At 49.3% G+C, this 26,562-nt stretch carries 26 protein-coding genes and 1 pseudogene; 18 read left to right on the top strand and 9 right to left on the bottom strand.

Features of this window, described 5'->3' with window-relative positions; translation table 11 throughout:
- Positions 1 to 30 precede the first annotated feature (30 nt).
- Entirely contained in the window at positions 31 to 456 is a 426-nt protein-coding gene (locus Q6A92_RS05540; protein ID WP_274399251.1) for a VOC family protein, read from the bottom strand.
- 482 nt (positions 457 to 938) lie between these two features.
- Here Q6A92_RS05540 and Q6A92_RS05535 point away from each other — a divergent pair, with 482 nt between their 5' ends.
- A complete protein-coding gene (locus tag Q6A92_RS05535) occupies positions 939 to 1,940 on the top strand; it encodes a DUF4003 family protein (RefSeq protein WP_332237341.1) in 1,002 nt (333 codons plus the stop codon).
- A gap of 20 nt (positions 1,941 to 1,960) precedes the next feature.
- On the opposite strand, the gene Q6A92_RS05530 is transcribed toward Q6A92_RS05535, so the two are convergent.
- Positions 1,961 to 2,401: a branched-chain amino acid ABC transporter substrate-binding protein gene (locus tag Q6A92_RS05530; protein ID WP_332237340.1), complete on the bottom strand. Its 441-nt coding sequence runs from the start codon at positions 2,399 to 2,401 to the stop codon at positions 1,961 to 1,963.
- Positions 2,382 to 2,603, bottom strand: coding sequence for a helix-turn-helix transcriptional regulator (locus Q6A92_RS05525; protein ID WP_443029692.1), 222 nt, complete (start codon positions 2,601 to 2,603; stop codon positions 2,382 to 2,384). Before Q6A92_RS05525 ends, Q6A92_RS05530 begins: the two co-directional genes overlap by 20 nt.
- Before the next feature lie 257 nt (positions 2,604 to 2,860).
- On the opposite strand from Q6A92_RS05525, the gene lpdA reads away from it, so the two are divergent.
- Genes lpdA through Q6A92_RS05505 form a run of 4 tightly spaced genes read left to right on the top strand, consistent with a single transcriptional unit; the run spans position 2,861 to position 7,617 of the window.
- Positions 2,861 to 4,279, top strand: a complete 1,419-nt coding sequence (lpdA, locus tag Q6A92_RS05520) for a dihydrolipoyl dehydrogenase (protein WP_332237339.1) — start codon at positions 2,861 to 2,863, stop codon at positions 4,277 to 4,279.
- Entirely contained in the window at positions 4,276 to 5,301 is a 1,026-nt protein-coding gene (locus tag Q6A92_RS05515; protein WP_332237338.1) for a thiamine pyrophosphate-dependent dehydrogenase E1 component subunit alpha, read from the top strand. The genes lpdA and Q6A92_RS05515 overlap by 4 nt, the downstream gene beginning before the upstream one ends.
- A 13-nt stretch (positions 5,302 to 5,314) precedes the next feature.
- Complete coding sequence (locus Q6A92_RS05510; RefSeq protein WP_274399258.1) at positions 5,315 to 6,298, top strand: alpha-ketoacid dehydrogenase subunit beta; 984 nt, start codon at positions 5,315 to 5,317, stop codon at positions 6,296 to 6,298.
- Between the two features lie 17 nt (positions 6,299 to 6,315).
- Positions 6,316 to 7,617, top strand: coding sequence for a dihydrolipoamide acetyltransferase family protein (locus Q6A92_RS05505; RefSeq protein ID WP_332237337.1), 1,302 nt, complete (start codon positions 6,316 to 6,318; stop codon positions 7,615 to 7,617).
- 206 nt (positions 7,618 to 7,823) lie between these two features.
- On the opposite strand, the gene Q6A92_RS05500 is transcribed toward Q6A92_RS05505, so the two are convergent.
- The gene (locus Q6A92_RS05500; RefSeq protein WP_274399261.1) at positions 7,824 to 8,546 is read right to left on the bottom strand and encodes a phosphatase PAP2 family protein; all 723 of its coding nucleotides are present in this window, start codon (positions 8,544 to 8,546) and stop codon (positions 7,824 to 7,826) included.
- 628 nt (positions 8,547 to 9,174) lie between these two features.
- Between Q6A92_RS05500 and Q6A92_RS05495 the strand changes: the two genes are divergently transcribed.
- Positions 9,175 to 9,933 carry a sulfite exporter TauE/SafE family protein gene (locus tag Q6A92_RS05495; protein ID WP_274399629.1) on the top strand — a complete coding sequence of 253 codons (759 nt, stop codon included), beginning with the start codon at positions 9,175 to 9,177 and terminating at the stop codon, positions 9,931 to 9,933.
- Between the two features lie 17 nt (positions 9,934 to 9,950).
- Here the strand turns inward: Q6A92_RS05495 and prli42 are convergent, their stop codons facing one another.
- Positions 9,951 to 10,046: a stressosome-associated protein Prli42 gene (gene prli42, locus Q6A92_RS05490; RefSeq protein ID WP_332237336.1), complete on the bottom strand. Its 96-nt coding sequence runs from the start codon at positions 10,044 to 10,046 to the stop codon at positions 9,951 to 9,953.
- A gap of 186 nt (positions 10,047 to 10,232) precedes the next feature.
- Here prli42 and Q6A92_RS05485 point away from each other — a divergent pair, with 186 nt between their 5' ends.
- From Q6A92_RS05485 to rnz, 3 genes are all read left to right on the top strand, one after another.
- The gene (locus Q6A92_RS05485) at positions 10,233 to 11,363 is read left to right on the top strand and encodes a M20/M25/M40 family metallo-hydrolase (RefSeq protein ID WP_274399631.1); all 1,131 of its coding nucleotides are present in this window, start codon (positions 10,233 to 10,235) and stop codon (positions 11,361 to 11,363) included.
- A 29-nt stretch (positions 11,364 to 11,392) separates the two neighbouring features.
- A complete protein-coding gene (locus Q6A92_RS05480; RefSeq protein ID WP_332237335.1) occupies positions 11,393 to 12,610 on the top strand; it encodes a DNA polymerase IV in 1,218 nt (405 codons plus the stop codon).
- Positions 12,611 to 12,703: 93 nt separating this feature from the next.
- Positions 12,704 to 13,636, top strand: a complete 933-nt coding sequence (gene rnz, locus Q6A92_RS05475) for a ribonuclease Z (RefSeq protein ID WP_274399267.1) — start codon at positions 12,704 to 12,706, stop codon at positions 13,634 to 13,636.
- Positions 13,637 to 13,780: 144 nt separating this feature from the next.
- On the opposite strand, the gene Q6A92_RS05470 is transcribed toward rnz, so the two are convergent.
- From Q6A92_RS05470 to Q6A92_RS05460, 3 genes are all read right to left on the bottom strand, one after another.
- Positions 13,781 to 15,055 carry an ammonium transporter gene (locus tag Q6A92_RS05470; protein ID WP_332237334.1) on the bottom strand — a complete coding sequence of 425 codons (1,275 nt, stop codon included), beginning with the start codon at positions 15,053 to 15,055 and terminating at the stop codon, positions 13,781 to 13,783.
- 338 nt (positions 15,056 to 15,393) lie between these two features.
- Positions 15,394 to 16,638: a hypothetical protein gene (locus Q6A92_RS05465; RefSeq protein WP_274399271.1), complete on the bottom strand. Its 1,245-nt coding sequence runs from the start codon at positions 16,636 to 16,638 to the stop codon at positions 15,394 to 15,396.
- A 368-nt stretch (positions 16,639 to 17,006) separates the two neighbouring features.
- Positions 17,007 to 17,399, bottom strand: coding sequence for a hypothetical protein (locus Q6A92_RS05460; protein WP_332237333.1), 393 nt, complete (start codon positions 17,397 to 17,399; stop codon positions 17,007 to 17,009).
- A gap of 373 nt (positions 17,400 to 17,772) precedes the next feature.
- On the opposite strand from Q6A92_RS05460, the gene Q6A92_RS05455 reads away from it, so the two are divergent.
- Complete coding sequence (locus Q6A92_RS05455; protein WP_274399632.1) at positions 17,773 to 18,018, top strand: SHOCT domain-containing protein; 246 nt, start codon at positions 17,773 to 17,775, stop codon at positions 18,016 to 18,018.
- 190 nt (positions 18,019 to 18,208) lie between these two features.
- On the opposite strand, the gene Q6A92_RS05450 is transcribed toward Q6A92_RS05455, so the two are convergent.
- Positions 18,209 to 19,810 carry a multicopper oxidase family protein gene (locus Q6A92_RS05450; RefSeq protein ID WP_332237332.1) on the bottom strand — a complete coding sequence of 534 codons (1,602 nt, stop codon included), beginning with the start codon at positions 19,808 to 19,810 and terminating at the stop codon, positions 18,209 to 18,211.
- Between the two features lie 509 nt (positions 19,811 to 20,319).
- Between Q6A92_RS05450 and Q6A92_RS05445 the strand changes: the two genes are divergently transcribed.
- From Q6A92_RS05445 to Q6A92_RS05410, 8 genes and pseudogenes are all read left to right on the top strand, one after another.
- Positions 20,320 to 22,719, top strand: coding sequence for a heavy metal translocating P-type ATPase (locus Q6A92_RS05445; protein WP_274399275.1), 2,400 nt, complete (start codon positions 20,320 to 20,322; stop codon positions 22,717 to 22,719).
- 72 nt (positions 22,720 to 22,791) lie between these two features.
- Positions 22,792 to 23,007 (top strand): copper ion binding protein, encoded by a 216-nt coding sequence (locus tag Q6A92_RS05440; protein ID WP_274399276.1) that lies wholly within the window; start codon positions 22,792 to 22,794, stop codon positions 23,005 to 23,007.
- A 77-nt stretch (positions 23,008 to 23,084) separates the two neighbouring features.
- The gene (copZ, locus tag Q6A92_RS05435) at positions 23,085 to 23,300 is read left to right on the top strand and encodes a copper chaperone CopZ (protein WP_274399277.1); all 216 of its coding nucleotides are present in this window, start codon (positions 23,085 to 23,087) and stop codon (positions 23,298 to 23,300) included.
- Between the two features lie 302 nt (positions 23,301 to 23,602).
- On the top strand, positions 23,603 to 24,268 hold the full coding sequence (locus Q6A92_RS05430) for a PspA/IM30 family protein (RefSeq protein ID WP_274399279.1): 666 nt from the start codon (positions 23,603 to 23,605) through the stop codon (positions 24,266 to 24,268).
- 88 nt (positions 24,269 to 24,356) lie between these two features.
- Positions 24,357 to 24,860: a DUF4178 domain-containing protein gene (locus Q6A92_RS05425; RefSeq protein ID WP_332237331.1), complete on the top strand. Its 504-nt coding sequence runs from the start codon at positions 24,357 to 24,359 to the stop codon at positions 24,858 to 24,860.
- Between the two features lie 18 nt (positions 24,861 to 24,878).
- Complete coding sequence (locus tag Q6A92_RS05420; RefSeq protein ID WP_332237330.1) at positions 24,879 to 25,685, top strand: DUF4247 domain-containing protein; 807 nt, start codon at positions 24,879 to 24,881, stop codon at positions 25,683 to 25,685.
- Positions 25,686 to 25,835: 150 nt separating this feature from the next.
- Positions 25,836 to 26,276 (top strand): annotated as a pseudogene (locus tag Q6A92_RS20250) (lipoprotein intramolecular transacylase Lit).
- Complete coding sequence (locus Q6A92_RS05410; RefSeq protein WP_332237328.1) at positions 26,182 to 26,475, top strand: TIGR01906 family membrane protein; 294 nt, start codon at positions 26,182 to 26,184, stop codon at positions 26,473 to 26,475. Before Q6A92_RS20250 ends, Q6A92_RS05410 begins: the two are co-directional and overlap by 95 nt.
- Positions 26,476 to 26,562 lie beyond the last annotated feature (87 nt).

The following is a 26,562-nucleotide window of genomic DNA, read 5'->3' as shown; positions in this document are numbered from 1 at the left end:
ATCCTGCAAATATAAACTGAAATCCTTTTCTCACTTGTTGCCTTCCGTGAAGATCTGGAAAGTCACGCCGAACCGATCCGTTACAATGGCGTAAGCCGGGCTGAAAAAAGTTTTCTGAAGCGGCATTTTGACCGCACCGCCCTCGCTCAGCGCCTCGAAAATCCGGCCCGACCGTTCCTTGTCATCGACCGTGATGCAGATGGTTATCTGATCGCCGGGCTTGCTGGACTGCCCGGGAAAATTGTCGGAAAACATTAAATCGGAATCGCCGATTTTTACCAGGGCATGAGAAACAAGCTTCTTGGCTGCTTCCGGAAGAGGAGCATTCGGATTTCCCGGCATTTCTCCGAAAGTCTGTTTGAAGACGACTTTTGCATCCAGTGCTTTTTCATAAAACTGAATCGCTTCCTCAGTGTTTCCGTTCATCATCAAATAGGGACTTAATCGCAACGGCATGATCAATCCGCTCCTTTTTATACTTTTTAAAGGTCATCTGTCTTATTGCATAGAATGATTATACAAGAAGGAACATACGTTTGCAATCGTGCGGGTGCCGAATTCAACACCTTTACAGAATCTTTAAAACAGACGGATGTCTGAACGGTCGTTTGCCGATCCGGCAGATAAATGAAACATGCTGTGCGGAAGACTGTGAAAACAGCCCGAGTCAGCATATGGCTGCTTACTCCGTCCGGGCAGTAAAATAATTGCAGGGGGTGACTCCGGTATACCCTGTGTCATTGCCATTATGAACTTAAATCGGGATTAAGCTGAAAGCGTCCAGATTGTTCACAAACCAATCGGCCGAACTGAAGGTCCGTTAAGTATGTTAAAATAAAAGATAGAACAGAAAAAAGCAGCCGGCTCTTATTTAATCCCTTCCAAGCGGCGGAATCTGTCTGCCGCCGTTTCCCATCGTGCCGGCCGGAGGTGCCGTGATGTCTTTCTCTCAAAGCGATAAGATTGGATTGCTGGTTCACAACATGAAAATATTGAGCAGGATTTTGAAAATGGCTTCGGCGAATACGCGCATGATTGTCGCCGCCCAGTATACGGCGGCAGGGGAAGCAGCCGATGAAACAGCCTTTCGCGATATGGATCAGAGGCTGAAAAAAGGAGCCGGCTGGTTTTCCATATTAAGCCGGGATATCCGCTTCTGCCTGGACGCTATGCTCTTAATCGACAAAAAGCAGACATCCGGCAGCGCCGAGCTGCTTTTTGACCGATACAGGAAATTGGTAAAAAGCGGTTTTTTACGGCAGCAGCAAACCTATATTGCGGCGGCGATGCTGGCCGGAGCTGAGGAAAACGGCCTGGACGCTATTATAGCTAAAGCCAATGAGATGTACAAGCTTTTGAAAAAACGGCATTTCGTACTGACGAACGGCGGCGATGTGTCGCTGATCATTCTTCTCGCGCAATTAGATGCCGAGGCACCGGTGCTTATCGAACGTGAAGAATACTATTTTGAAGGGCTGCAGAAATACGGCTTTCGCAGAAATAATGATTTACAGACGCTCGCCTGCGTGCTGGCCTTTCTGTCCGATCAGCCGTCCCGCTCTCTGATTGAGAAGTGTGCCGCGGTCAAAAATTCGATCGCGGCGAATCGCATCAGACTTCATTCGAACTGTTATCCTATATATGGAATGATTGCCTTATTACAGGATGAAGATCAGGCCGTTCAGGAGATTGCGAATTTTTATCAGGCGATGCGCGAAGAAAAAATGAGTCTGTTTATCGACAAAGATTTTTACTTTCAGACAGCTGCCCATCTCTGCATCGGAAGCCGGCTCCAAGCGGAGGGACAGGAAAGGGCGGCGGATCCGGGCATCGTGAGCATGACCGATCTGCTGATCCGGGCACAGGAGGCTGCCCAGGCAGCGGCAATGGCCGCATCCGCAAGCGCCGTCATTGCCGCAAACAGCAGCGGGGCAAACTGAGGAGCGGATGAACGCCGTCTTCATTCATCCCGATCCTGTTCGCCGCGTTTTTTCCTGTTGAAGTATCCGACTGAATAAACGGTGAGAAAACAAATGAAAAAGACGCCGCCCGTGATCCATGCAAACTGTTTATGCAGCGGATCGACAACGAAATTCAGCAAACCGACCCCCAGACCGACGGCCAGCGCGATCAGGAACAGTCCGTAATACGGCATCGGTTTTCTGCGCCTGTGTTTGCTCATTTCATCCATATCGGCAGAAACCCGCATTTGCAAAAAGCTTATAATAACGCCGGTCCCGGTAAATACAAGAAAAAGGGGCGACTGGAATGCCGCATCCGCTCCTCTTGAAATTCCTGTATAAATCAAAACAGCCAATATTCCCAGCGTTTGAAAGATAAAAACAATGCGGATATTTTTCAGCAATTCTATTTTCAGCCGTTCATCTGTCACTCGTTTCATTTTTGTTCTGCCTCTTTTCAATCCAAAAAATGTCATCCAGTGTTTTGCCGGTCGCATGACAAATCGCGAGACACAGTTTCAGCGTTGGATTATATTTTCCTTTTTCAATCAGGCTGATGGTCTGCCGCGTCACACCGCTTTTTTCCGCTAACTGCTGCTGTGTCAGCCCTGCCTCGACGCGGGCGATTTTTAAGTCATTCATCAATTGTTCAACACCTCATTACTCATATTGTAACATATAGATTACATAGTGTACTTTATAAATTGCATCTAGTCAAAGTGTTTTTTAAAGTTAAAATTGTGTCATGACTTAAATAAGAGTAAGATAAGATAGAATATGAAGAGCGGACAGATTCAAGCCGCTGTTGTTTCGTGAAATGATTCAGGTCCCGGAATCCGGCGAAACTTTTTTGGGGTGTTTGCGTACTTTGTAGCGTGCACAGAAGGAGTGATTTTTTTATGGCCAAAAATTATGACCTGGTCCTATTAGGAGGTGGAACAGGCGGGTATGTAGCGGCGATCCGTGCCGGCCAGCTCGGTTTGAAGACGGCTGTCGTCGAAAAAGAGGCTTTAGGCGGCACCTGTCTCCATAGGGGCTGTATCCCGACGAAAGCGCTGCTGAGGAGCGCCGAAGTTTTCTCGACGGTGAAGGAGAGCGATACATTCGGTATCGGAATCGCTCAGGCGGCGCTTCATTTCGATAAGATTCAGGAACGAAAGCAGAGAATTGTCGAAACGCTCCATCAAGGAGTCAAACAATTAATGAAAAAAGGGAAAATAGATATCTATCACGGCTTGGGGCGGCTTCTCGGTCCGTCGATTTTCTCGCCGCTTCCGGGTTCTGTGTCGGTTGAATACGGTGATGATCGTGAAAATGATATTCTGACCGCAAAGAATGTGATCATCGCCACCGGATCGAGGCCGCGTTCGCTTGCCGGTCTGACGATTGACGGCGACCGGATCCTGACTTCGGACGAGGCACTGGATCTAAATGAATGCCCGGACTCGATCCTAATTGTCGGCGGCGGAGTGATCGGCGTCGAATGGGCATCGATGCTGTCCGATTTCGGCTCAAAGGTGACCATCGCCGAATACAGCGATCGAATCGTTCCTTCGGAAGATCGGGCCATTTCGCAGGCCCTGACAAAGAATTTTCAGAGGCGCGGTATAAAGATATACACAAGGGCCAGAATCCTGCCGGAGACGGTGGAGAAATCCGGAGATGTGCGGATCGAAGCTGATCTTTCAGGGGAAAAGAAAGTTTTTTCTGCTGAGAGGCTGCTCGTTTCGGTCGGCAGGCAGCCGAATACGGAAGACATCGGGCTTTCGAATACGTCGATTGAAACGGAAAAAGGATTTATTAAGACCAATGCGTTCGGACAGACAAAAGAAGCGAATATTTATGCGATCGGCGATGTGATCGGCGGGCTGCAGCTCGCCCATGTGGCGGCGCGTGAAGGGATAAAGGCGGTGGAGCATCTGGCCGGCCTTTCTGTTGAACCGCTTGACCCGGAGCTGGTTCCCCGCTGCATTTACACCCGGCCTGAGGCGGCTTCGATCGGCATGACGGAAGCGGAGGCGAAAAAGGGGCACGTCGTGAAGGTCGGCAAAGTGCCCTTCCGGGCGATCGGCAAGTCGCTGGTGTACGGCGATTCCGAAGGCTTCGCGCAAATCATTGCCGATAAATCAAACAACGATCTTCTCGGTATCCATCTTTTCGGGCCGCATGCAACGGATCTGATCGGCGAAGCGGCACTGGCCAAGCTGCTTGACGCAACTCCGTGGGAGGTCGCGGAAGCGGTTCATCCGCATCCGACGCTGGCCGAGGTCATCGGCGAAGCAGCACTGGCCGCAGACGGGAAAGCGATTCATATATGAAACCAGCGAATGAGGGGGAGAACATAATGGAAAATCGTCATCATGCTTTAGGTTTTTCGGATCAGGATGTCTTAAAAATGTATGAAATCATGCTGAAGGCCAGAAGGGTCGATGAGCGTCTCTGGCTTTTGAACCGGGCGGGAAAAATTCCGTTCGTCGTTTCCTGTCAGGGCCAGGAGGCGGCGCAGGTCGGCGCAGCCTTCGCTTTGAATCATGAAAGAGATTATGTTGCCCCTTACTATCGCGATTACGGATTTGTGCTTGCCTGGGGGATGACGGTCCGCGAAATGATGCTGAACAATTTTGCCAAGGCGGAAGATCCGAATTCAGCCGGGCGCCAGATGCCGGGTCATTTCGGCTATAAAAAGCTCCGGATGCTGAGTCATTCGTCCCCGGTCACGACACAGAATCCGCACGCGGTCGGCATTGCTCTTGCCGCCAAATTAAAGGGCGACGATATTGTAAGTTTCGTAACGTTCGGCGAAGGGTCGTCCAATCAGGGCGATTTTCATGAGGCGGCTAATTTTGCCGGCGTACACAAACTGCCCGTGATCTTTATGTGTGAAAATAATCATTATGCCATATCAGTCGGATTGAACCACCAGCTCTCCTGTGAACATATATCCGACCGGGCAAAGGGCTACGGTATGTTCGGCAGGACGTTTGACGGAAATGATCCGCTCGCCGCATACTCGGCTGTCAAAGAAGCTGCGGACCGGGCACATCGCGGTGAGGGGCCTTCTCTGCTTGAGGCCGATTGTTACCGCCTGACGCCGCATACAAGCGATGACAACGACATGACCTACCGGACGAAGGCGGAAGTCGATGAAGCGAAGAAACGCGACGGCGTACCGGCATTTGCCGCCTATTTACGTGAGCTGGACATTTTAACGCCGGAAAGAGAAAAAATAATCGAAGAACGGATCAGAAAAGAAATCGACGAGGCGACGGACTACGCCGAGAAGGCGCCCTTTGCCGATCCGGAAACCGTCCTTCGTTATGTATACGAGGAAAAGGATTAAGGGGGAGTGGACCATGGCAATCATTTCATATATCGAAGCCGTTAATCAGGCGTTGAAGGAAGAAATGGAACGCGACGAAAATGTTTTTGTTCTGGGAGAAGATGTCGGCAGGCGAGGCGGTGTTTTCCAGGCGACCAAGGGTCTATATGATCGGTTCGGAGAAAAACGTGTGATGGACACGCCTCTTGCCGAATCGGCGATCGTCGGCGTCGCCATCGGTGCGGCTATGTACGGCCTGCGTCCGGTCGCCGAGATGCAATTTGCCGACTTCATGCTTCCGGCAACCAATCAGATTATTTCCGAGGCGGCCAAGATGCGCTACCGTTCCGACAATGACTGGTCTGTGCCGCTGACCGTCCGCGCTCCATACGGCGGCGGAGTGCACGGCGGCCTCTACCATTCACAGTCGATGGAGGCGGTTTTCGCCCATGTTCCCGGACTTAAAATTGTCATGCCGTCGACTCCGTATGACGTCAAAGGGCTTCTGAAGGCTTCGATCCGCGCCAACGATCCGGTGCTTTTTTTTGAGCATAAGCGCGCTTACCGGCTGATCAAGGGTGAAGTGCCCGATAACGAGTACGTACTGCCGATCGGAAAGGCGGATGTAAAACGGGAGGGAGAGGACGTAACGGTCATTACCTACGGCCTTGCCGTTCATCTGGCCCTTCAGGCCGCCGAAAAACTTGCCGGCGAAGGCATCTCCGCTCACATCCTTGATCTGCGCACGGTCTATCCGCTTGATAAAGAAGCGATCATTGCCGCGGCCAAAAAAACCGGAAAAGTGCTGCTCGTGACTGAAGACACGAAGGAAGGCAGTGTCATCAGCGAGGTTGCGGCAATTATTGCCGAGAGCTGCCTGTTTGATCTGGATGCACCGGTCCGAAGACTGGCGGCGCCGGATGCACCGGCCATGCCTTATGCGGCTCCATTGGAAAAAAAGTTTGTGCTTGATTCGGAAAAATTGGAACAGGCAATCCGTGATCTGGCGGAATTTTAAGGGAAGAGGCGGAATAAATGAGCATTGAAAAAATGGCGATGCCGCAATTAGGAGAAAGTGTCACTGAGGGAACGATCAGCCAGTGGCTTGTGTCTGCCGGCGATACCGTTAATAAATATGATCCGATTGCCGAGGTCACAACCGACAAAGTAAACGCCGAAGTTCCGTCAAGTTTTTCAGGGAAAATAACCGCATTGCTTGCAGAAGAAGGGGAAACGCTTCCTGTCGGCCGGCCGATCTGTGCAATCGAAGTGGCAAACGCCGTCGATCGGGAGCGCGCTCCTCAGAAACAGCAGCATCAGGCGGCAGCTGTTTCAGCAGCGGAAGAGCAGAATACGCCGATGAAAAAACGCTATTCGCCGTCTGTCCGCCGTCTGGCCCGGGAGCATCATATTGATCTCGATCAACTGACGGGAACGGGAAGAAGAGGCCGGATTACCCGCAAAGACGTTGAGCGTTTTATAGCATCGGCCTCGGGTTTAGAGACAATCGGCGCCGGTGTTTCGGAAGAAAGAAACGACCGCCTTCAGACGGTGCCGACGGGGGCCGTATCTTTCTCTGAAGCGGCACGTCAGGCGGCACCGATTCAAATACCCGCACAGCCTTCTCAGACAGAGGCCGGCGATATTGATGTTCCGCTGACCGGCGTGCGGCGGACGATCGCCAAAAACATGGTGCGCAGCAAGCACGAGATTCCTCACGGCTGGATGATGATTGAAGTCGACGTTACAAACCTGGTCAATTACAGGAATCGGATCAAGGATGCATTTCTGAAAAAAGAAGGGCATAAATTAACCTATCTGCCCTTCTTTATTAAAGCGATTGTAACAGCATTGAAGGAATATCCGCGGATGAACAGTACATGGGCCGGAAATAAAATTATTGAGAAAAAAGCCGTCGGCATCTCGCTCGCTGTCGCGGCGGAGGATGCGCTTTACGTTCCGGTGATCAAAAACGCTGACGAAAAAAGTATTAAAGGTCTGGCGCTTGCTGTTGAAAATCTGGCCTCGAAAGTGCGCCATAACCGGCTGACTCCGGACGATATGCAAGGAGGGACTTTTACGGTCAACAATACCGGTTCCTTTGGCTCTATCGAGTCGCAGCCGATTATCAACTATCCTCAGGCAGCCATTCTGTCCGTGGAATCGATCGTCAGGCGGCCTGTTGTTGTCAACAACATGATTGCGATCCGGGATAGGGTCAATCTTTGTATCTCGATCGATCACCGCGTGCTCGACGGATTGATTACGGGGCGTTTTCTTGCCCGTGTCAAAGAACTGCTTGAAAACATCTCGGCCGAAAACACACCGATTTATTAAGTGCGGCTTTCTTTATGGATTGAGACAGAAGCATAAACATCATGATCAACGCCGGGCGGGGGCCCGGCGTTATGATTAACTGCATTCCGTATCTCTTTTAAACAGACGTCCGGGCCGAGTCCATACGGGTTCAGTCCTGAGAGGGCACCGATTCGTTTGCAGAGGGCGCCTTTTCATTCGAAAAATTTTTTCCGGCCGGATGGGCTCTATGCGTCCAGACGCCCTTGATCCTCGGCTGACCTCATGCTTCGGTCGGACCAGCCTTTTGCATTAAGAAGCCGGTGGAGCACCGGACCGTACAGAACAAAGAAGCCGACTGAGAAGCAGACCGTAGCCGTCCCCAGCAAAAAGCCGCCGATAACATCCGTCGGATAATGGACCCCGAGATAGACTCTCGAAAGCATAATCATAAAAATAAGACTCATCGCCGCCAGTTCGATCAGTACTTTCTGATAGAGCTTTCGCAAGTAAATGGAAGAAAGGGTGGCGATCATTCCGTAAAATACCGTCGCAGCAATTGCGTGCCCGCTCGGAAAACTATAGCCCGATTCATTGATTAGCCGATCAATAGTCGGCCTGGGGCGCCCGATCAGTTGTTTTAATAACGGATTTAATATGGCGGCACTGAGGAGCAGTGTTGTGCCGAACCAAAGAGCGGCAACAAAATAACGCCTGATCGCAAGCAGAATGACGATGAGTAGTGTCAGGGATATCATGACCGCCGGACCGGCGAGCCTTGTGACGCCGATCATCAGCCTTGTGTTCAGAGAAGTGATAGGGTGCTGAACAAAGTAGATCAGATAAATGTCAAAACGGCCGATTCTTTGAACGTTCTGGGCAATTGTGACGCTTTCGAGAGTAAATAATAGCAGAGCGATGCTCCCTGTAATAAACAGGACATTGATCTTTGTCTGACTGATTCTTTTCATATTTGGCGCACTTCCTTAAACGGACGGTTGCAGAACGAAGAGGAAAATCAAATTTTTGCCGTGACTCCTGTTTCACTCGGCCGCGTGATGCTTTGAAACATTTCGGGCCTTGTTTCTTTTTTTCTGCCAATAAAACTTTCGCTCATTTGTCCGAAAATCGGTTTCCTTTCTCTGGAAATCAAATATTCAACGCACAGATCCGGTTGAACCGATAACACTGAAAAAGAGCAGTGCGGGGGCATTCATGGCGGACAGGCCGCAGGAGACGGTCCGGATGTTCGGGCGCTTACTATGAATCTTTAAAAATCTCATGCTTTCCAATAGTGCAGGAAAGACTTTGCCGACGCATTCTTTTAAAATCGATGAAAAAAACTCCGAATTTGTTCAACCCGTCCTTGAACGGTCGCTCCCCCTGCAATAAAAGAAAGCAGCAAAAATAGCCCCGTTCCGTATTACCGGCTTTCTCCGCAATTATTTTAAAAAGGACAAAGGGATCCTTGTTTCATATATATTATTCATACTGTCGACAGGCGATCACCGCTGTACTATGATTAAATTGTCTGTCTGTAAAAAAAAGATATGAAAAGAGCATGGAAATGCCGTCCGGAAAAGGAGCGTTCAAAGATTGATGATTGTCGGAATTATTGCGATTATGTTTATTGTCGGACTTCTGCTCGGTTTTGTCGGAGCAGGAGGATCGGGATTCATTATTTCGATTTTAACGACTGTTTTTGGCTTTTCCATCCATACGTCGCTTGGCACGGCGCTGGCTGCGATGATTTTTACATCGGTTTCCGGATCGATCAGCCATTACAAAGAGGGAAATATGCTTCTGAAAGCGGGGATTCCGGTCGGGCTGTTCGGGGCCGCCGGAGCGTGGTTCGGTTCAGCCTGGTCGGCATGGATCCCTGCAGGTGAATTGAAATGGATGACTGCAGGTATACTGTTCTTATCCGCGCTGCTGATCTGGCTGAGAATGATTGTAATCGGCAGAAGAAAAAAGGATCTGCGCCAGGACGACTTGCCGGCCGGTTTTCATTTTTGGCTGCGCGCTGCGGCGGTCGGGCTTGTCAGCGGTGTCCTCTCCGGACTATTCGGCATCGGATCTACTCCGTTTATTCAGCTCGGCCTGATGTTCTTGCTGAATTTCTCCTTCAGACGCGCCGCAGGGACGACGATGCTTGTGATCATTCCCATAGCTCTGTCTGCCGGAATCAATGATCTGCGGCTGGGATACCTTGATCTGGGCCTGCTCTTTGAGGTTATTGCCGGAACAATGAGCGGTGCCTATCTCGGGGCTAAATTTACAAAAAGGCTTCCTCCGCCTTTTCTCAGGGCGGGGATGATTATCGTTCCGATTCTCGGAGCCTTGCTGCTTATCGTCTGACCGGAAACGAGTGCCGCTCAGCTGATCATTGCAAAAATCAGTGCTGAAACTGTCGAGAGCACCAGCGCGCCGGCCATAATGTAAATGACAAATTTAAAGAGTTTTTTAGGCATATCTGCAACTTCCTTTTTACTTTAATTGGAACGGGCGATCCGGGAAGGATCTACACTTACCCATTATAGACGGCGCAGCGGTCCATTGACAACGATTGGACTGATTTTCCCGGAGGCAGTATGATAAAATAAGTAAAGACTAAGGGGCACATGCATTCGGCCGGCGAACGGAAACGGGTGATGGTTTTGGTCAACAGAGAACGTCTTGTCAATACATTTCTTGAACTAGTGAAGATAGACTCGGAAACCGGCGAAGAGAAGATGATTTCCGAAGTCCTGAAGCGGAAATTTGCGGCTCTCGGCTTAACGGTTGAAGAAGACGATGCGAAAGCGGCGACCGGCCATGCGGCGAACAATCTGATTTGCACGCTGCCGGGGAATGCCCCGGGAACGCCGATTTATTTCGGCTTGCATATGGATACCGTGTTTCCCGGGAGAAACGTCACGCCTTCCGTTTCGGACGGTTGGATCGCTTCGGATGGCAGGACGATTCTCGGTGCGGATGATAAAGCGGGACTGTCCGCCGTTCTCGAAGCGCTGAAGGTCATTCGGGAGAAAAAGCTTTTCCATCCGGATGTGCAGGCCGTCGTGACCGTCGGCGAGGAGGCGGGGCTGCTCGGAGCCAAAGCGCTGGACACATCGCTTGTGAAAGCAGAATACGGATTTGTACTCGACAGCGACGGTCCGGTCGGCGATATTATTACTGAGGCCCCCTACCTGACGAAACTTGCAGTCAGTCTGTTCGGGAGAACCTCTCATGCAGGGATTGCCCCGGAAAAAGGGATTTCTGCCATTACGATGGCGGCAAAAGCGATTGCAAGAATGCCCCTCGGCCGGATCGATAGCGAGACGACCGCCAATATCGGCCGTTTTAAGGGAGGAAGAGCGTCCCATGTTGTCTGCGACTATGTCCGTGTCCTTGCGGAAGCGCGTTCCCTGACCCGGGCCAAAATGGAGACGCAGGTGAAAAAGATGACCGGTGCCTTTGTAAAAACGGCGGAGGAAATGAACGGGAAAGCCGTGGTGCAGGCCAATCTTATCTATCCCGGCTATCGCTTCGGCGAAAATGACGCGATTGTTCAGATTGCCGCAAAAGCGGCCGCAGCAATCGGCCGGACACCGCATCTGCTGAGCAGCGGAGGCGGAAGCGACGCGAATGTGATCTGTGAAAAGGGGATCCCGACCGTAAACCTGGGTGTCGGCTATGAAAAGATCCATACAACCGAGGAACGGATACCTGTGACCGAACTCGAGAAGACCGGCGAACTGGTTCTTTCGCTCATTCGACAGGTGACCGGCCGCCCGTTTGACCGGTGATCAAATCTTTGACAGGGAGAGGAATGCAAATGAGCACCGCGAAAAAAACGCGCGTCATCTTCCACGTCGATATGAACAGTTTTTATGCGTCCGTTGAAATTGCCCGCCATCCCGAATGGGAACGCATGCCGCTGGCCATTGCGGGAAAAGCGGAAGAACGTCACGGCATCATCGTGACGAGCAGCTACGAGGCGAGAAAAATGGGCGTCCGGACAACCATGACGGTCCGGGAAGCCCGCATGAAATGCCCGGAACTGATTGTGAAGCATCCGGATTTTGAGCTTTACAGGGCGGTATCCGAGCAGCTTTTCGACATGCTGAAAACCTATACGCCTCTTGTTGAGAAGGCTTCGATTGACGAAGGGTATATGGATGTCAGCCGGCTGATCCCGCAAACGGATCCTTTGCAACTTGCCGGACAATTACAGCAAAGAATATATTCCAGTCTTCATTTACCGTGCAGTATCGGCATTGCACCGAATAAGTTTCTGGCCAAAACGGCTTCCAATATGAAAAAACCAATGGGCCTGACCGTTTTGAGGAAACGGGAGCTGGCTGAAAAACTATGGCCGCTTCCGATCGGGGAAATGCATGGTGTCGGACCGAAATCAGAAGAACGTTTTCGAAAATCGGGCATTCGGACGATTGGCGATCTGGCCAAACGTGAATCCGGAGAAATCGCCGAACGGTTCGGCATACCGGGAAAACGGCTGCAGGAGCGAGCTAACGGTATCGATGACCGCGCTGTCGATCCGGAGGCATGGGATCGGTTCAAGAGCATCGGACACTCAGTCACATTGGCCCGTGACACGCAATCAGGCACCGTTATCCGTCAGACATTGGATCAACTTTCGGAAAAACTTGAGCGTCAGATAAAAAAAGAACATGTCGTCTGCTATGAGCTAACGATAATGATCCGTTATTCAGACTGGAAAACGGTAACGCGGCACGGGTCGTCGATCCAGCCAATCCGTTCCAAAAGAGCCATCATGGACGGTGCGCTTGAGCTTTTTCACGCAAACTGGAACGGCGGTGCCGTGCGCCTCCTTGGCGTGACGCTTTCATCTTTTCAGCCGATCAGTCTTTCGACGAAACAGCTGGATTTATTTTCTTACGAGGACGACGCCAGAAATGAGACGTTGATCAATCTGATGGACAGAATTAACGAAAAGTTCGGAGACGGGGCAATCCGTCAGGCTGGCAGCCTGATTGATCAGGGGAAAAACAGCCTGCCGGCTGATGATTGAACGGGAAGAATGTATTTTTTGCAGCTTCTTTTACTGTCTGTCTGCTTGACGGCTGTTTCCGTTTATTTTTTCAAGAAAAAAAGGGTGAATTCAATGGATTTTACATTTCTGGGAACCGGGGCCGGGATGCCCGCAAAAGAAAGGAATGTGACGTCGCTCGCTTTAAGTTTTCCGGAGTATGACGGCGATCTTTGGCTTTTCGACTGCGGGGAAGGCACTCAGCGTCAGATTCTTTATTCTTCGGTCAAACTGACGAGGCTGACGGTTATCTTTATCACGCATCTCCATGGCGATCATCTGTTCGGGCTTCCCGGCATTCTCGGCAGCCGATCGTTTCAGGGAGCCGAAGGGCCGCTGCTGATCATCGGCCCGACAGGACTCGGCCAGTTCATTGAAACGTCTTTGCGCGTTTCAGGAACCCATTTGCATTATCCGGTCATCGTGCACGAAATCAAGCGTGCGGGTATCGTTTACGAGAATGAGCATTTTGTCGTCAAAGCAAAAGAACTGGATCATGGGATCATGAGCTACGGTTATCGTATTACGGAAAAAGATCAGCCGGGGGAACTGCTGGCCGATAAGCTGGGACAATTGGGAATCGAACCCGGGCCGATTTACAGAGAATTTAAAGAGAAACCGGAAGTGGTGCTGCCTGATGGCAGACGGATTCTTACGGCGCCTTTTGTCGGAGAGAAAAGAAAAGGGCGGCGCATCGCTATTATCGGCGATACGCGCCCCTGTGCGCAGACGGTCGAACTTTCCGACCGTGTCGATGTTCTGATCCATGAAGCAACGTTCCGCCATGAGGCGGCAAGCATGGCCCATGATTATCATCATTCAACTTCTGTTCAGGCAGCAACGATTGCCAGAAAGGCATCTGCCGGGACGCTGATTCTGACCCATCTCAGCTCCAGATATCAGAAAGAGGAACAATCGTCTCTCCTTTCGGAAGCAAAAAGCATTTTTCCGAACACGCTGCTGGCCTCCGATCTGTGGACCTTCCATCTTCAGCGCCGGCCTCGCTGAGGGATACTGCGGTTTCCGAATGATTCTGATTCTGCCGCTTTTCAAGTACACCTATTATATGTATATGAAAAAGAGCCTCTCAGCTGGAGGCTCTTTTTGCGTTTCGTTTAATAAATTATTTGAGAGATAAAGATCGGATGCCGATCATTTCGCTTCTCTTTCTGCATTTTCCGCATAGCTGTATTCGCCGTTCGTTTCACCGTAACCGTATGCCCCGTGTTCGCTGATATCGATTCCGGCCGTTTCCTGATCAGCCGTCACACGGATGCCGATCGTCGCCTTGATAATGCTCAGAACGATAAGGGAAACGATACCGACGAAAACGAAGGCACTGGCGACGCCCAAAATCTGAACGCCGAGCTGGTAGAAACCGCCGCCGTAGAAGAGCCCCGGACGGCCGACACCGACGATTTTTACAAGCTGCGGAGCAGCAAAGAAACCGGTCGAGATCGTCCCGATCATGCCGGAGATGCCGTGTACTGAAAAGGCATAAATCGGATCGTCCAATCCTTTGCTTTCAAAGAACTGCGAAGTCCAGTAAGTAAAGGATCCGGCAACCGCCCCGATAACAATGGCTGCCCACGGTTCAACGAAAGCACAGGAAGCAGTAATGGCGACCAGCGCTGCCAGCACACCGTTGCACATGGCGCCGATATCCGCTTTTTTTGAAAGAATCATAGCCGTAAACAAAGCACCCAAAGCACCGGCTGCTGCGGCAAGGTTCGTCGTCAGGGCAACATATCCGTAGAATTCCGGCTGCCCGACAGTGGAAGCAATGCTCCCGGGGTTAAAACCAAACCAGCCGATCCAGAGAATGAACGTACCGAGATAAACGAAAGGAATACTGTGCGCCGGAATGGCGTTCGGCTTTTTGTTTGTAAACTTCCCGATTCTCGGCCCGAGAAGCAGCGTGCCGATCAGGGCCGCCGTCGCGCCCTGCAGGTGGACGACGGTCGATCCGGCAAAATCCTGCATGCCGAGATGAGCAAGCCAGCCGCCGGAATTCCATACCCAGTGCCCGACCACCGGATAAATAAAGGCCACAAATATGAGACCGAAAATGAAATAAACCGAAAGTTTCGCCCGTTCCGCAAAGCCGCCCCAGACGATAGCGAGAGATACGGCGGCAAAAGCGAGCTGGAAAAGGAAGGATATGGAATTGGTCCCGGTCGGCAGACCGCTCAGAAAGAAATTAGTAAAACCGATGAAGCCGTTCCCGTTTCCAAAAGCGATTCCGTAACCGAAGGCCCAAAAAGCAAGGGAGGCAACGGCTAAAGTGATGATTTGTTTGCCGGTGATATGGCCGGCGTTCTTGCTGCGCAACGACCCCGCTTCCAGAAAAGCAAAACCGGCCTGCATTAAAAGAACTAAGATTGCTGCAATAAATACCCATAATTCATAAGGATTGACCACATTCATGCACCAATGCTCCTCTCGTATATTATGAAGATATTATAACATATAATGTAAGTAAAAGTTACAACTAAATATTAAAAATATTCATTTATTTTTGAAAGGGCTTACAATCAAGACGATCGGTTCACTTTTTAAAGTATATACGATGAATGAACGGTTACTTAGGATAGGGGAAAAGCGAAGAAAACAGTGCATTTACTAGAAAGTAAAGGGATCTTTGTATTGATTTGCCGCGCTTTCCCCCGGGAAAACCGGAACGGTCCGCACGCTGCCGATCTAATAAAAAAGAGCCGCCCTTGCGACGGGCAGCTTTCAACGGAATAGGGACAAGTAAGAAAATATCACACCGTTTTTGAAACGGGATCAAGGACCGTGAGATCCGTGCCGAACTTGCACATCGAATCACAATCACATTTTAAATCAGAAAATAAAATATAGTTCATGGCCGACGTCGTTCCTTGAAAAGAAGGGCGCAGCAACTGTGCCCGGATCTCCTGCTCACGTTTATCCGGTGCAACAAGAAACAGTCTGCACGATTTATTGCTCAAAGATAATGAAAGATCATAAAGTCTGAGTATCCCCGAGTAAATCGAAGTACTTTTTTCCACCTCAAATCCGCTGACGATCTCTCTGTCCTGATTGAGCCAGATCACATCGATTAATGAAATCGTATCGAATGTTTTTTTGGGAAGGCCCGATAGCGGCAATCTCGGCAGAGAGTACTCGCCCAGTTTTTTCCCGCGCCATTCCCGCTGATGATCATTCTGAGCGATCCATATCGAATATCCCAATGCCTTTCCGAGCTTGGCCAGATAATATTGCATTTCGCTGTGGGTAGTCTCCTCGGACAGATCGTCCAGGACTTGCCGATGCCTTTTGTTAAAATCTCTCATTCTTCTTTTTCCTTCATCTTCCAGAAATCTGCCGGCATTTTCCGGTATAATAAGCCGACCCGAGCCGATTTCAAAAAACAGTCCGGCAACGGCTCCGAGATCTTTCGACAAAGCAAATTGTTTATTTGCCGCAAGGACGGCAGCTCTCATTTCCAAATAGGCAGTCCAGGAACCGAGTTTTGTTTTGCTGTGGAATAAAGCATTGAATCCCCTGACAATTGCTGTATTGAACGGAGGGAATAAGGTCGGGTGCAGGAAATAAATGATATTAGCGACAGCCGGTCCCAGCCCCTTGATATGCAATTGATCGAGTCTGATCATTGCATTCTCTATCTGTTCCCCGTTCTTTGCCTGCAGGCAGGCATTTAAAAATCGACCGAAAGCCAGCTGATTTTCCGCATTTTCATAGATATCCGGAATGCGGAGCTTGGGTTTCCAGAAAAACGCGTGAGCCGCGCCTTCGAAAATTTGTTTCTGTTCGGATATGGCAGTGACGACGGTTTCAAGACTGGATCCTTTAAAGTCATTCCCGAACGTTCTGTTTTCTATTTCGGAAACGACCTTCCCGACTCCTTTTTTTATCGTACGAAAAGCTTTAAGCCGTTCATTATTATTGATAAACCATGTGTGATAAACGGATTCTTCGTCTTTCCTGTATTGCTCTATAATGGTGTTTACCCTTGATATGTCCAAATGGCCGCTACCTCCGGAAAAATAGGCTTGCCCTTATTATAACTTAAACGGGTATCTCCTCAAACCATGTATCCAGTAGGGACACAGCACGGGATTCTTGCGAAAAGCGATCGCCTGACACGGGCGGCAGTCGATTCGAATGTTCAGGCGAACGGTGCTTGATCCCGCTGAAAAAAAGAAATATTCTGCGCGGGCGCTGCATGACGGAAACGTGCGGTCTTTTTCTTCGGCCCGCCGCGAATTCCTGTGAATCGCGGCTAAAATCGCCGGGAAACACTGGCGTATCATCAGCAAAGTGCAAAATATCAAAAGTAACAGGCAGAAAGTCGTCAGTAACGACCAAAGAATCGCCAGTAAACAGACTGGAATCAATAAGTACGAATAATCAGAACATGGGTATCATTTCTGACTGATCGACCAACCGCGTCCGGGAGTTTATCGATCTTCACCGGGAGTTTATCGGTCGTTATGCCGGGTTTATCGATCTTCACTGGGAGTTTATCGGTCGTTATGCCGGGTTTATCGATCTTCACCGGGAGTTTATCGGTCATTATGCCGGGTTTATCGATCTTCACTGGGAGTTTATCGGTCGTCGTGCCGGGTTTATCGATCTTCACCGGGAGTTTATCGGTCGTCGTGCCGAATTTATCGACCATCGTCGGGAGTTTATCGGTCATTATACGTGAATTATCGGTCATCTCGCCTGTTTTATCGATCGTTCTTTTTATCGCCCGCCGCGGAAGTTCAGAGATCGCAGGCATACTCTTCGTCTTTCGAGAGATTGACGGTCTCAGGAAAAGTCGGTCATCATTTGACGGCACAGCAGGAAAAAAAACTAAAGAGATACGCATATAACCTAAATAGCATAAAGGGAGGCGGTCAGAACGGCGGCAGCAAACGTTTAAAAAAACTGCTTTCGAAAAAGCCCGGATGATTCACCGCGATGCGACGGCCAGTTAAATAAGAGCAGCTTATGATCCGAACGGGCACCAATTTTTGAACGCTTTTCTAAACAGTTTCTTCATAATCGCTGAGTATGCTTAGAAGAGGACGACGGAAAAACACACTCCGTCTGCCGGCCGGTGAGGCATGCTGCAGGCCTTTATAATAAAAAAAGAAAGGATCGTGACGGCAATGATGGGATGGAATGACGGAATGATGGGCGGCTGGAGTATCGGACTGGGTGTCGCGGGATGGCTGATTCAGCTTCTCTTCTTTATCGCGATTATCTATCTGGCGTTTGTTCTGATTCGGCGGCTGCATCATGCACCGGGATCGGGAAGAGAAAATCACAGTGAAGAAATTTTAAGGGAACGGTTTGCCCAAGGTGAGATAACAGCGGAAGAGTACAAAAAAATGAAAGAAATCCTGAAAAAATAATTTCCGGCCGTTCAAACAAAAATGTTCTCTCAGTTGGGGAGGGGGAACCGTCAATTTCCGGTTTCATGGACATGTTTTCACAAACGAATGAATGGAATCGGAGCACGGGTAACTGATCGGATCCATTATAAAGCAAGGGGGGATAAGCCGGAACGGCTTATCCCCCCTTAACTCTTGGCAATCGCCCGATTTACTCGGGCTTATTTATTTCTGTTCTGCTCGGCACGTAGTTCGAATGATAGTCCGTGTATTCTACTTCCGTTACCATGCCGGCGTTCGCATGATGAAGATCGTGGCAATGAAACAGCCAGATTCCGGGATTGTTTGCCAGAAAAGCAATTTCGTATGTTTCTCCGGGTTTGACATTCAGTGTATCTTTATAGATGGGCGAACCGGTAAAAGGCTTTCCGTTCCGGCTCAGAACCTGGAAAAAGTGGCCGTGCAAATGCATCGGATGATTATTTGCCCGGTCGCGATTGACGATCTTGATTTTCACCCGATCCCCGGTCTTTACCTGGATTGGATCCGTATTAGGAAAGGTTTTTCCGTTGATTGTATAAATCATCCCGTTCTGATCCATTCCTGCGTTGAGATTCATGGTATAGGAGACATCGTACTTTTGATTTAACGTGAATTCAGGTTTGGTCTGAGTTCCGTAATCGGCAAGATCAATCGCAGGCAGCGCCGTTCCGGCATCGGACCGATCGGCTGCGGCCGTACTGCCTTCGTAGTCAATCAGCGCCCTCATCCCGTCCGTACCTTTTACCGTCCCATGATCCTCGATATACCATTTTCCCGGATTATCGGCAGTGAAGGAAACATCATACCGCTCTCCGGGAGCAATGGAAATCACCCGGTTCTTAACGGCCTGTGGGTTGTTGACGGGCTGTCCGTCGGCGGCGATGACCTTAATACTGTGGCCATGGATATGAATATTGTGCACAAGATAGCCGCTGTTAATGAAACGGAGACGGACTTTATCGCCCTTTTTGACCGTTAAGGATTTCACTGAACTGCCGCTTTTTCCATTGATGGTAAACAGGTCGTACATGCTCATGTTATCTTTCATCATATTTCCAGGCAGGTTCGTGCCGTCCATATTCATACTGCTGCCGCTGCCTGAACCGCCCATATTCATGCCGGACATGCTTCCCATTCCGCTGTTCGTATTATTTTGCACGCCGGAAGTCATCGTTTTTATCTGATTTGTGATCTGATTCTTATCCGTTACCCATTCATCCAGCATCAGAGTATAATCCCTATCATATTTTTCTGCCGGGTCTTCGACAATAAACGCACCGTATAATCCGCGATCCACCTGATTCACAGAATCCTGATGGGAATGATACCAATAAGTTCCCGGTTTATCGGCAACAAATTCATACGTATAGCTCTTTCCCGGTGCAACGGCATTTTGTGTCACCCCGGGGGCGCCGTCAACTTTATTGGGAACGGGATAGCCGTGCCAGTGGATCGATACCGGAGCCGATAGATTGTTTTTCAGTGTGACACGGATTTTTTGCCCCTTGCTCACACGGATCTCAGGCCCCGGAACCGAGCTGTTAAATGTCCAGACCGGGACGGTTGTCCCGTTACCGAGCTTTTGGGTACCTTTTTCAGCAACGAGTGTAATATTGGGTCCCCTTAATATCCCGGCAGATGATGATACGGCAGATTCACTGCCCGCCGCCGTGTTGTCTCCTGAACGGCTGTTACTTTTTGTTGCTGCAGAACATGCTGTGATCAGCAATAATGCCGAAACAGCCATTGCGGCAAAAAAGACTCTTTTCATTTAAGCACTCTCCTTATCTGATTTTCACAAGTGTATAAGACAAATGTGAAGAAACTGTGAAGAATAACCGGATGGGAAAAAGAGATCATGGTTAATGAATGGACAATTCAAAAGTAAGCAAACGCCGGACCAACGTGAAATGAATGAAGAATACTTTAACTCCAAAAACATGCAGGGACAGAACGGATCAATCTTTGTCCTGTTTTATTTAAGCCTGTCTGAAAATGTTTTCAAGAAAGATATGACCTTTTTCATTTTCAACATAGAAACAACACATTTCCTTATTAGAATAAAGAGCGAAAAGCGCGGCAATCATTTCTTAAAGCAAATAGTGCGATTTTAAATTTGACAATTATACCCCCTGTGGGTATAATCAAAGCTGAAGAAGGGAGATGGTAACTTCCACACGGGCTTCTGGGCAGCAACTGGATTTGCGGACGGCAAGTCCGACTACTTTTCTTATCGTTCACATGTTTTCCATGTGAGTTTGATATAGGGGGATGAGGCTTATGAATGCAAAGGCCTTGCAGATCGGGATTACAGGAATGACCTGTGCTTCCTGCTCGACAAGAATAGAAAAATCTCTGAATAGGATGGACGGCGTCCAAGCAAACGTCAATCTCGCTCTGGAGAAAGCGAAAGTAACGATAGACGAAGAAAAGGCAAAACCCACGGATATTGTGCAGAAGATTGAGAAGTTGGGGTACGGGGTACGGACGCAGCGACTGGACGCCGATATTCTCGGGATGACCTGCGCTTCCTGCGCCGCGCGTATCGAAAAAGGGCTGAAGCGGATGGCCGGCGTCGTGTCCGCACAGGTTAATCTGGCGACTGAATCGGGTACCGTGATTTTCCAGCCGGGGATCACAGAACCGGAGGCAATTTACGATCGAGTCAAGAAGCTCGGCTATAAAGCCGTTCCGAAACGGACAGAGGCGGAAGATGAAAAGGACAAGGAACTGAGGAGAAAGCGGCAAAAATTGATCGCGTCCGTTATTCTCTCTTTGCCCCTTCTTTACACAATGATTGCTCATCTTCCTTTTAATACGGGGCTGCCGATTCCGCAGCTGCTGATGAATCCGTGGTTCCAGCTCGTGCTGGCCGGCATCGTTCAATTCTACATCGGCGGGCAATTTTATGTCGGCGGGACAAAAGCGTTAGTAAACAAGAGCGCCAATATGGATGTGCTGGTCGCATTGGGAACGAGCGCCGCCTATTTTTACAGTGCGTTTGAGACGTTCCGTTATCAGTTCGGCGGACTGGCCAGCCCTGATCTTTATTTTGAAACCAGTGCGATCTTAATTACGCTCGTCCTCTTGGGCAAATATCTTGAAACCCGGGCAAAGCGGCAGACCACTGCGGCGATTACCCAGCTCATGGGCCTTCAGGCAAAGGAAGCGACCCTTATAGAAGACGGGAAGGAGCGCAAGGTGCCGATTGATCAGGTGGCCGTCGGTGATTTGTTAAGAGTGAAGCCCGGCGAAAAAATACCGGTGGACGGCAAGGTTGTAGATGGCCATTCATCGGTCGATGAATCGATGATTACGGGAGAATCGATTCCCGTCGAGAAACAGAAAGGTGACAAACTGATCGGTGCGACTGTGAACGCCAACGGCATGTTGGCGATGAAGGCTGAAAAAGTCGGCAAAGAGACGGCCTTGGCCGGCATCGTTAAAATTGTCGAGGAAGCACAGGGATCGAAGGCGCCGATCCAGCGTCTGGCCGACAGCATCTCGGGTATTTTTGTCCCGATTGTTATCGGCATCTCTGTCCTTGCTTTTCTGACCTGGATTTTCTTAGTCACGCCCGGCCAGTTTGCCCCGGCTCTCATCGCGGCGATCAGCGTACTGGTCATCGCCTGCCCGTGTGCGCTCGGCCTTGCGACACCGACATCGATTATGGTCGGCACGGGCAAAGGAGCGGAGAACGGTATTCTCTTTAAAGGAGGTGAGTATCTGGAAACGACGCAAAATCTGCAGGCGATTCTCTTCGATAAGACGGGGACCGTCACTAACGGGAAACCGGAAGTCACCGACGTCATCCCGCTCAATGGCGCTGACCGTAAGCAATTAGTGGCCCTTGCCGCTTCTGCCGAATCTGCGAGTGAACATCCGCTCGCCCAGGCGATCGTTGCCTACGGAAAGACGGGCAGTACGGATATCGCTGTTCCGAATCAATTTCATGCGCTCGCCGGCTATGGGATCAAGGCAGCTGTTTCCGGTAAAGAACTGGCGATCGGCACGCGCCGGCTCATGAAAGAAGAGGGTATTCCTTATCTGGACACGGAAGAACAGATGCATCGGCTTGAATCCGATGGGAAAACGGCGATGCTTGTCGCCTATGACGGCAAGCTTCAGGGAATCATTGCCGTAGCGGACACGATTAAGAACTCTTCGAAACAGGCGATTGAAAAATTGAAAGCGCGCGGTCTCTCCGTTTACATGATTACGGGCGACAATGAACGCACGGCCCGGGCGATCGCCCGGCAGGCCGGTATCGACCATGTTTTTGCCGAGGTTCTTCCCGAGGAGAAAGCGGCAAAAGTTAAAGTTTTACAGAATGAAGGGCTGAAGGTAGCCATGGTCGGCGACGGCATCAATGACGCCCCGGCGTTAGCTACAGCAGACATCGGCATGGCGATCGGCACGGGTACGGACGTTGCGATTGAAGCAGCCGATATCACGCTGGTCGGCGGCGATCTGATGCATATTCCGAAGGCGATTGATCTCAGCCGGAAAACGATGCGGAATATTCGCCAGAACTTGTTCTGGGCGCTGTTTTATAACACGGTCGGCATCCCGGTGGCCGCTCTCGGCCTGCTTGCCCCATGGGTAGCCGGTGCCGCGATGGCCTTCAGTTCCGTTTCCGTTGTGACAAACAGTTTGCGTCTGAAACGGGTTAAAGTCTGATTTTGTGCGGACCATTGGACTGTGAGCGAGGTTCGAAATAAAGAAAGAATAAAAAAAGGAGATCGAATACTTATGGCAAAAACAACACTTGAAGTTAAGGGTATGATGTCGGATCACTGCAAACACCTAGTCACGAAGACGCTGAAAGATCTTGACGGGGTGTCGGCCGTTGACGTCGATCTGAAGGCAGGAAAAGCAGCAGTCGAATATGACGAGTCCAAGGTGCAGTTCAGCAACATGAAAGAAGCGGTCGAAGAAAAAGGCTACGATGTCGTCGGACAGCAGTGATTAAAAAGGCAGCCAATTATTTTTTGAAAGCTTTCGACGGCCTGCAGCGACAAATTAAAAATAAGGAGATGTAAATGATGACACATACGACTCTGGATGTTAAAGGCATGCACTGCGGGCACTGTAAAGCTTCCGTGAGAAATGCTTTAAGGGATCTTGATGGTGTTTCCGAAGTCGACGTTAATCTCGATACCGGTAAAGTCAATGTTCATTATGATGAAGCTAAAGTGCAGTTCAGCAACATGAAAGACGCAGTCGAAGAACAGGGCTACGATGTCGTCGGGCAGCATTAATCCGGAAAGTGTCCCGCCTGAGAGGGGAGGGGCACTTTTTTTGATCAATAAAAGGAACAGCACCATCAAATAAGCCCTGATCGTTAAAATAAGCATTGCTTTCACGAAAAATAGTGTTCCTTTTACATGGTTTCTACATAATTATCATGTAATCTGTTTATAACGGAGAAGGGGGGAGCATGGCTGCTGATAAAAGTCAAACGGGCGAATCCTTATCGCTTGGATAAGCACCGGGTTCGTTTTGCCGGCATCCTCTGCACGCAGCAAAAACAATCCGAAAAACAGTCAGGAGGTTCTATAGAATGTCATTATTTAAGAGATTGCGTGATCTGACAGCTTCCAATATCTATGCGTTAATTGAAAAGGCGGAAGACCCGGTTAAAATGACCGACCAGTATCTGCGCGACATGCAGGAAGATCTGAGTGAGGCTGAACGGGGCGTCGCTTCGCAAATTGCCCTTGAAAAAAAATTCAAGACGCTTTATGAGGAACAAAAAGCGCTGGTGGCCAAACGGGAAGAACAGGCGCACCTGGCTGTTGAAAACGGAGATACAGATCTGGCGCGAAGAGTCATTGAGGACAAACAAAACGCCGAACAGAAAATGAGCGAATACAAGGAACGCTACGAGCAAAATCAAGCCGCAGCTGAAAATCTTCGTCAGAAACTGGAAGAGATGCGCAAGCAGGTTGCCGAACTGAAAGACAGGAGAGAGACGCTGGTCGCAAGGGTCAATGCCGCCGAGGCGCAGAAAAAAATTAATGACACGATGTCCGGCTTTGATTCCAGCACGGCCATGGCAGGCCTGAAACGGATGGAAGAAAAGACACTGCAGATGGAGGCAGAGGCCGAAGCAAGCGGAGAAGTCTATAAAAAAGAGAAGTCGATCGATGAAGAATTTGAGAACCTGGGGAAGGACAAAAAAGTCGAGGACGAACTGGCAAGACTGATCGAACAGCATAAAAAATAAAAGAACGACAGGCAAAAATAGTCAGCCGACATGCCGAGCGGTATTCCAAGCCGGCTGTCGGCGTTATTTTTGCGGAAGGGAGAAAAGAATGTCAATCTTTCAGCAAATCGTCAATTTGGTGAAAAAACCCGAACCCCCAATTGAAGAAAAAACAGCTTATACGCTGTCACTAAACGATGTTGTTGATATTTCTCTCACTAGTTATACTGTTGCCGGCAAAACGCTTTTCCCGCAGCGTCAGGAAGTTTTTTTTACGATAAAAGACGGCAGCACGATTCGATATTTACGGGTTGCCAAACGAGAAAAACTGGAGCTGTCCCTATATGAGGCGATTGACGGGCGCCTGGAAAACATTGATGAAATACCGACAACGATTGAAATGGACGGAACAATCTATCACATGGAGGATCAGGCGATCGGCCCGGCTCATTCATCGGGCAATACCCCGTTTCCATCTTCCGATGAGCGCTACCTCTGGGACTTCCAATCGGATAACTGGAAATTGCTTCGCATCGAATGGCAGGCGGGCCGGATCATGCTTTACGAAGGAGAAGAGGTTCTGCCGGCAGATGTCAAAGTCATTCAGTCGTGAGCGGGAGGAGCGTTGAATATGTTCAAACGATGGTCGAACATCCTAAAGATTGTTCTGGCTTTAGTTATCGGGGCATCCCTCTTAGCCGGATGTTCCGGGTCCGGGCAGCAGGCCGTAAAAGGGGGCTATCCGCTGATCTCCGTGTCCAAAAACGGAAATCAGCAATCCTATATCTATCAGGCTGACAAAAAGTCCGTTCCCGAAGTGGCCAGGGAACTGAGCAGCCAGAAAAAACCGGATCAGATATCCAAAAACAGCAATCAGCAGATGTTTCTTGTTTATACGGACGAATTATACAACCTTCAGAGAGACAAGAAGAATCCTGAAAATATTCTGATTGAAGTGAGTAATAAAGAATTTGTCCGCAGCAACTACAGTTCGTCATTTCTCCAGGGATTTCTTTCCGGAGTCCTTCTTGACAAGTTGTATCAATTAGGCCGTTCTCCGGGCAGTTATCGCGGATACGCAAACGGGAATACGATCCGGTCGAAGGCAAAGTATCAGGCGGCGACAGCCGCTGAGAAGAAAATTATTCCTCCTATAACGAAGCAGACGACCGGCTCGATCATTAAACGGAGCCGCTCCGGCAGTAACGGGAACACATTTTCAAGTACCTTCTCAAAAATAAAAGACAACGTCACAAAAGATGTCGGACAGGCGATTCATTCAGCGGAGAAAAACAGTGGGAAGATTTTCAAGTCAAACAGCGGTCAAGGGTCCAATAATGTTTATCCTAAAAATCAAAGGATAAAAGTTCCAAATAATAATTCGCCGCCTAAAATCAATACAAGAAGTTTTGGGAGGATCTTAAAAAGAAGCAGATAAAACGCTGATCGGCTCTGTCAACAATAGATCGGAAAGAGAATACTGCGGATTTTAAACGAACAAAGCATAAGCAGATGACTGGCAGAATTTTATTTCCCGATTCTCTGATCACGTTTAAAAATATTATTTCATACAGGTTGGGTGCCGCCGATGCATAAAGAAAAATCCAGACGATTTCAGCTCCTGCTTTCGAAAAATCCTGCTCTTTTTGTCGTCAGCCTTGCCATAGTAATTGCTCTGTTATTTAAGCCGCTTTACTACTTCGATATCGGCTATCTGGGGATTGACAGGCTGGCCGGAATCAGCAGAACCGGAATTATTGAAAACTATCATTACATGATTCACTAGTTGTCCAATCCGCTATCCCAGTCTTTCAGGCTTCCGTCCCTGCCCTATTCAGAGCGCGGACAAATTCACTTTGCGGATGTAAGGAAGATTATTACTTCTATTGAAATACTCTTAATTATAACTGGCCTGATCCGGCCTGTACCGCAGCATGAAACAGGGGAAGGTCGTTTTTCTGAAAACAGCGTCTCTTATTCTTTTGTCTTTTATCATTGCGGTACTGGCAGCGTTCGTTGTGAACTTTGATGCATCATTCACAGTGTTCCATCTGCTCTTTTTTAGAAATAATGACTGGTTATTTGATCCCGTTGCCAACCCGGTCATAAACATACTTCCGGAAACCTTTTTCCTGCATGCCGCTTTATTCATTTTAGCATTGATTGTTCTTGCTATTATCATACTAAGCGTATGCCATAAGAAGCTGTTAAGAAAAATGGGTAAATAAATCCATCTGCTTGTTCAAGTTTTCCAGCTATTTTATGAGTAGGCCGCCTTTCAGAGGAGAGGTTTGCCATCGGCTGTTTTCTGTTAA

This window comes from Sporolactobacillus sp. KGMB 08714 (assembly GCF_036598985.1).
Lineage (GTDB): Bacteria > Bacillota > Bacilli > Bacillales > Sporolactobacillaceae > Sporolactobacillus.
Note: the sequence above shows the minus strand (reverse complement) of the source record. Positions and strands in the feature narration are given on the sequence as shown.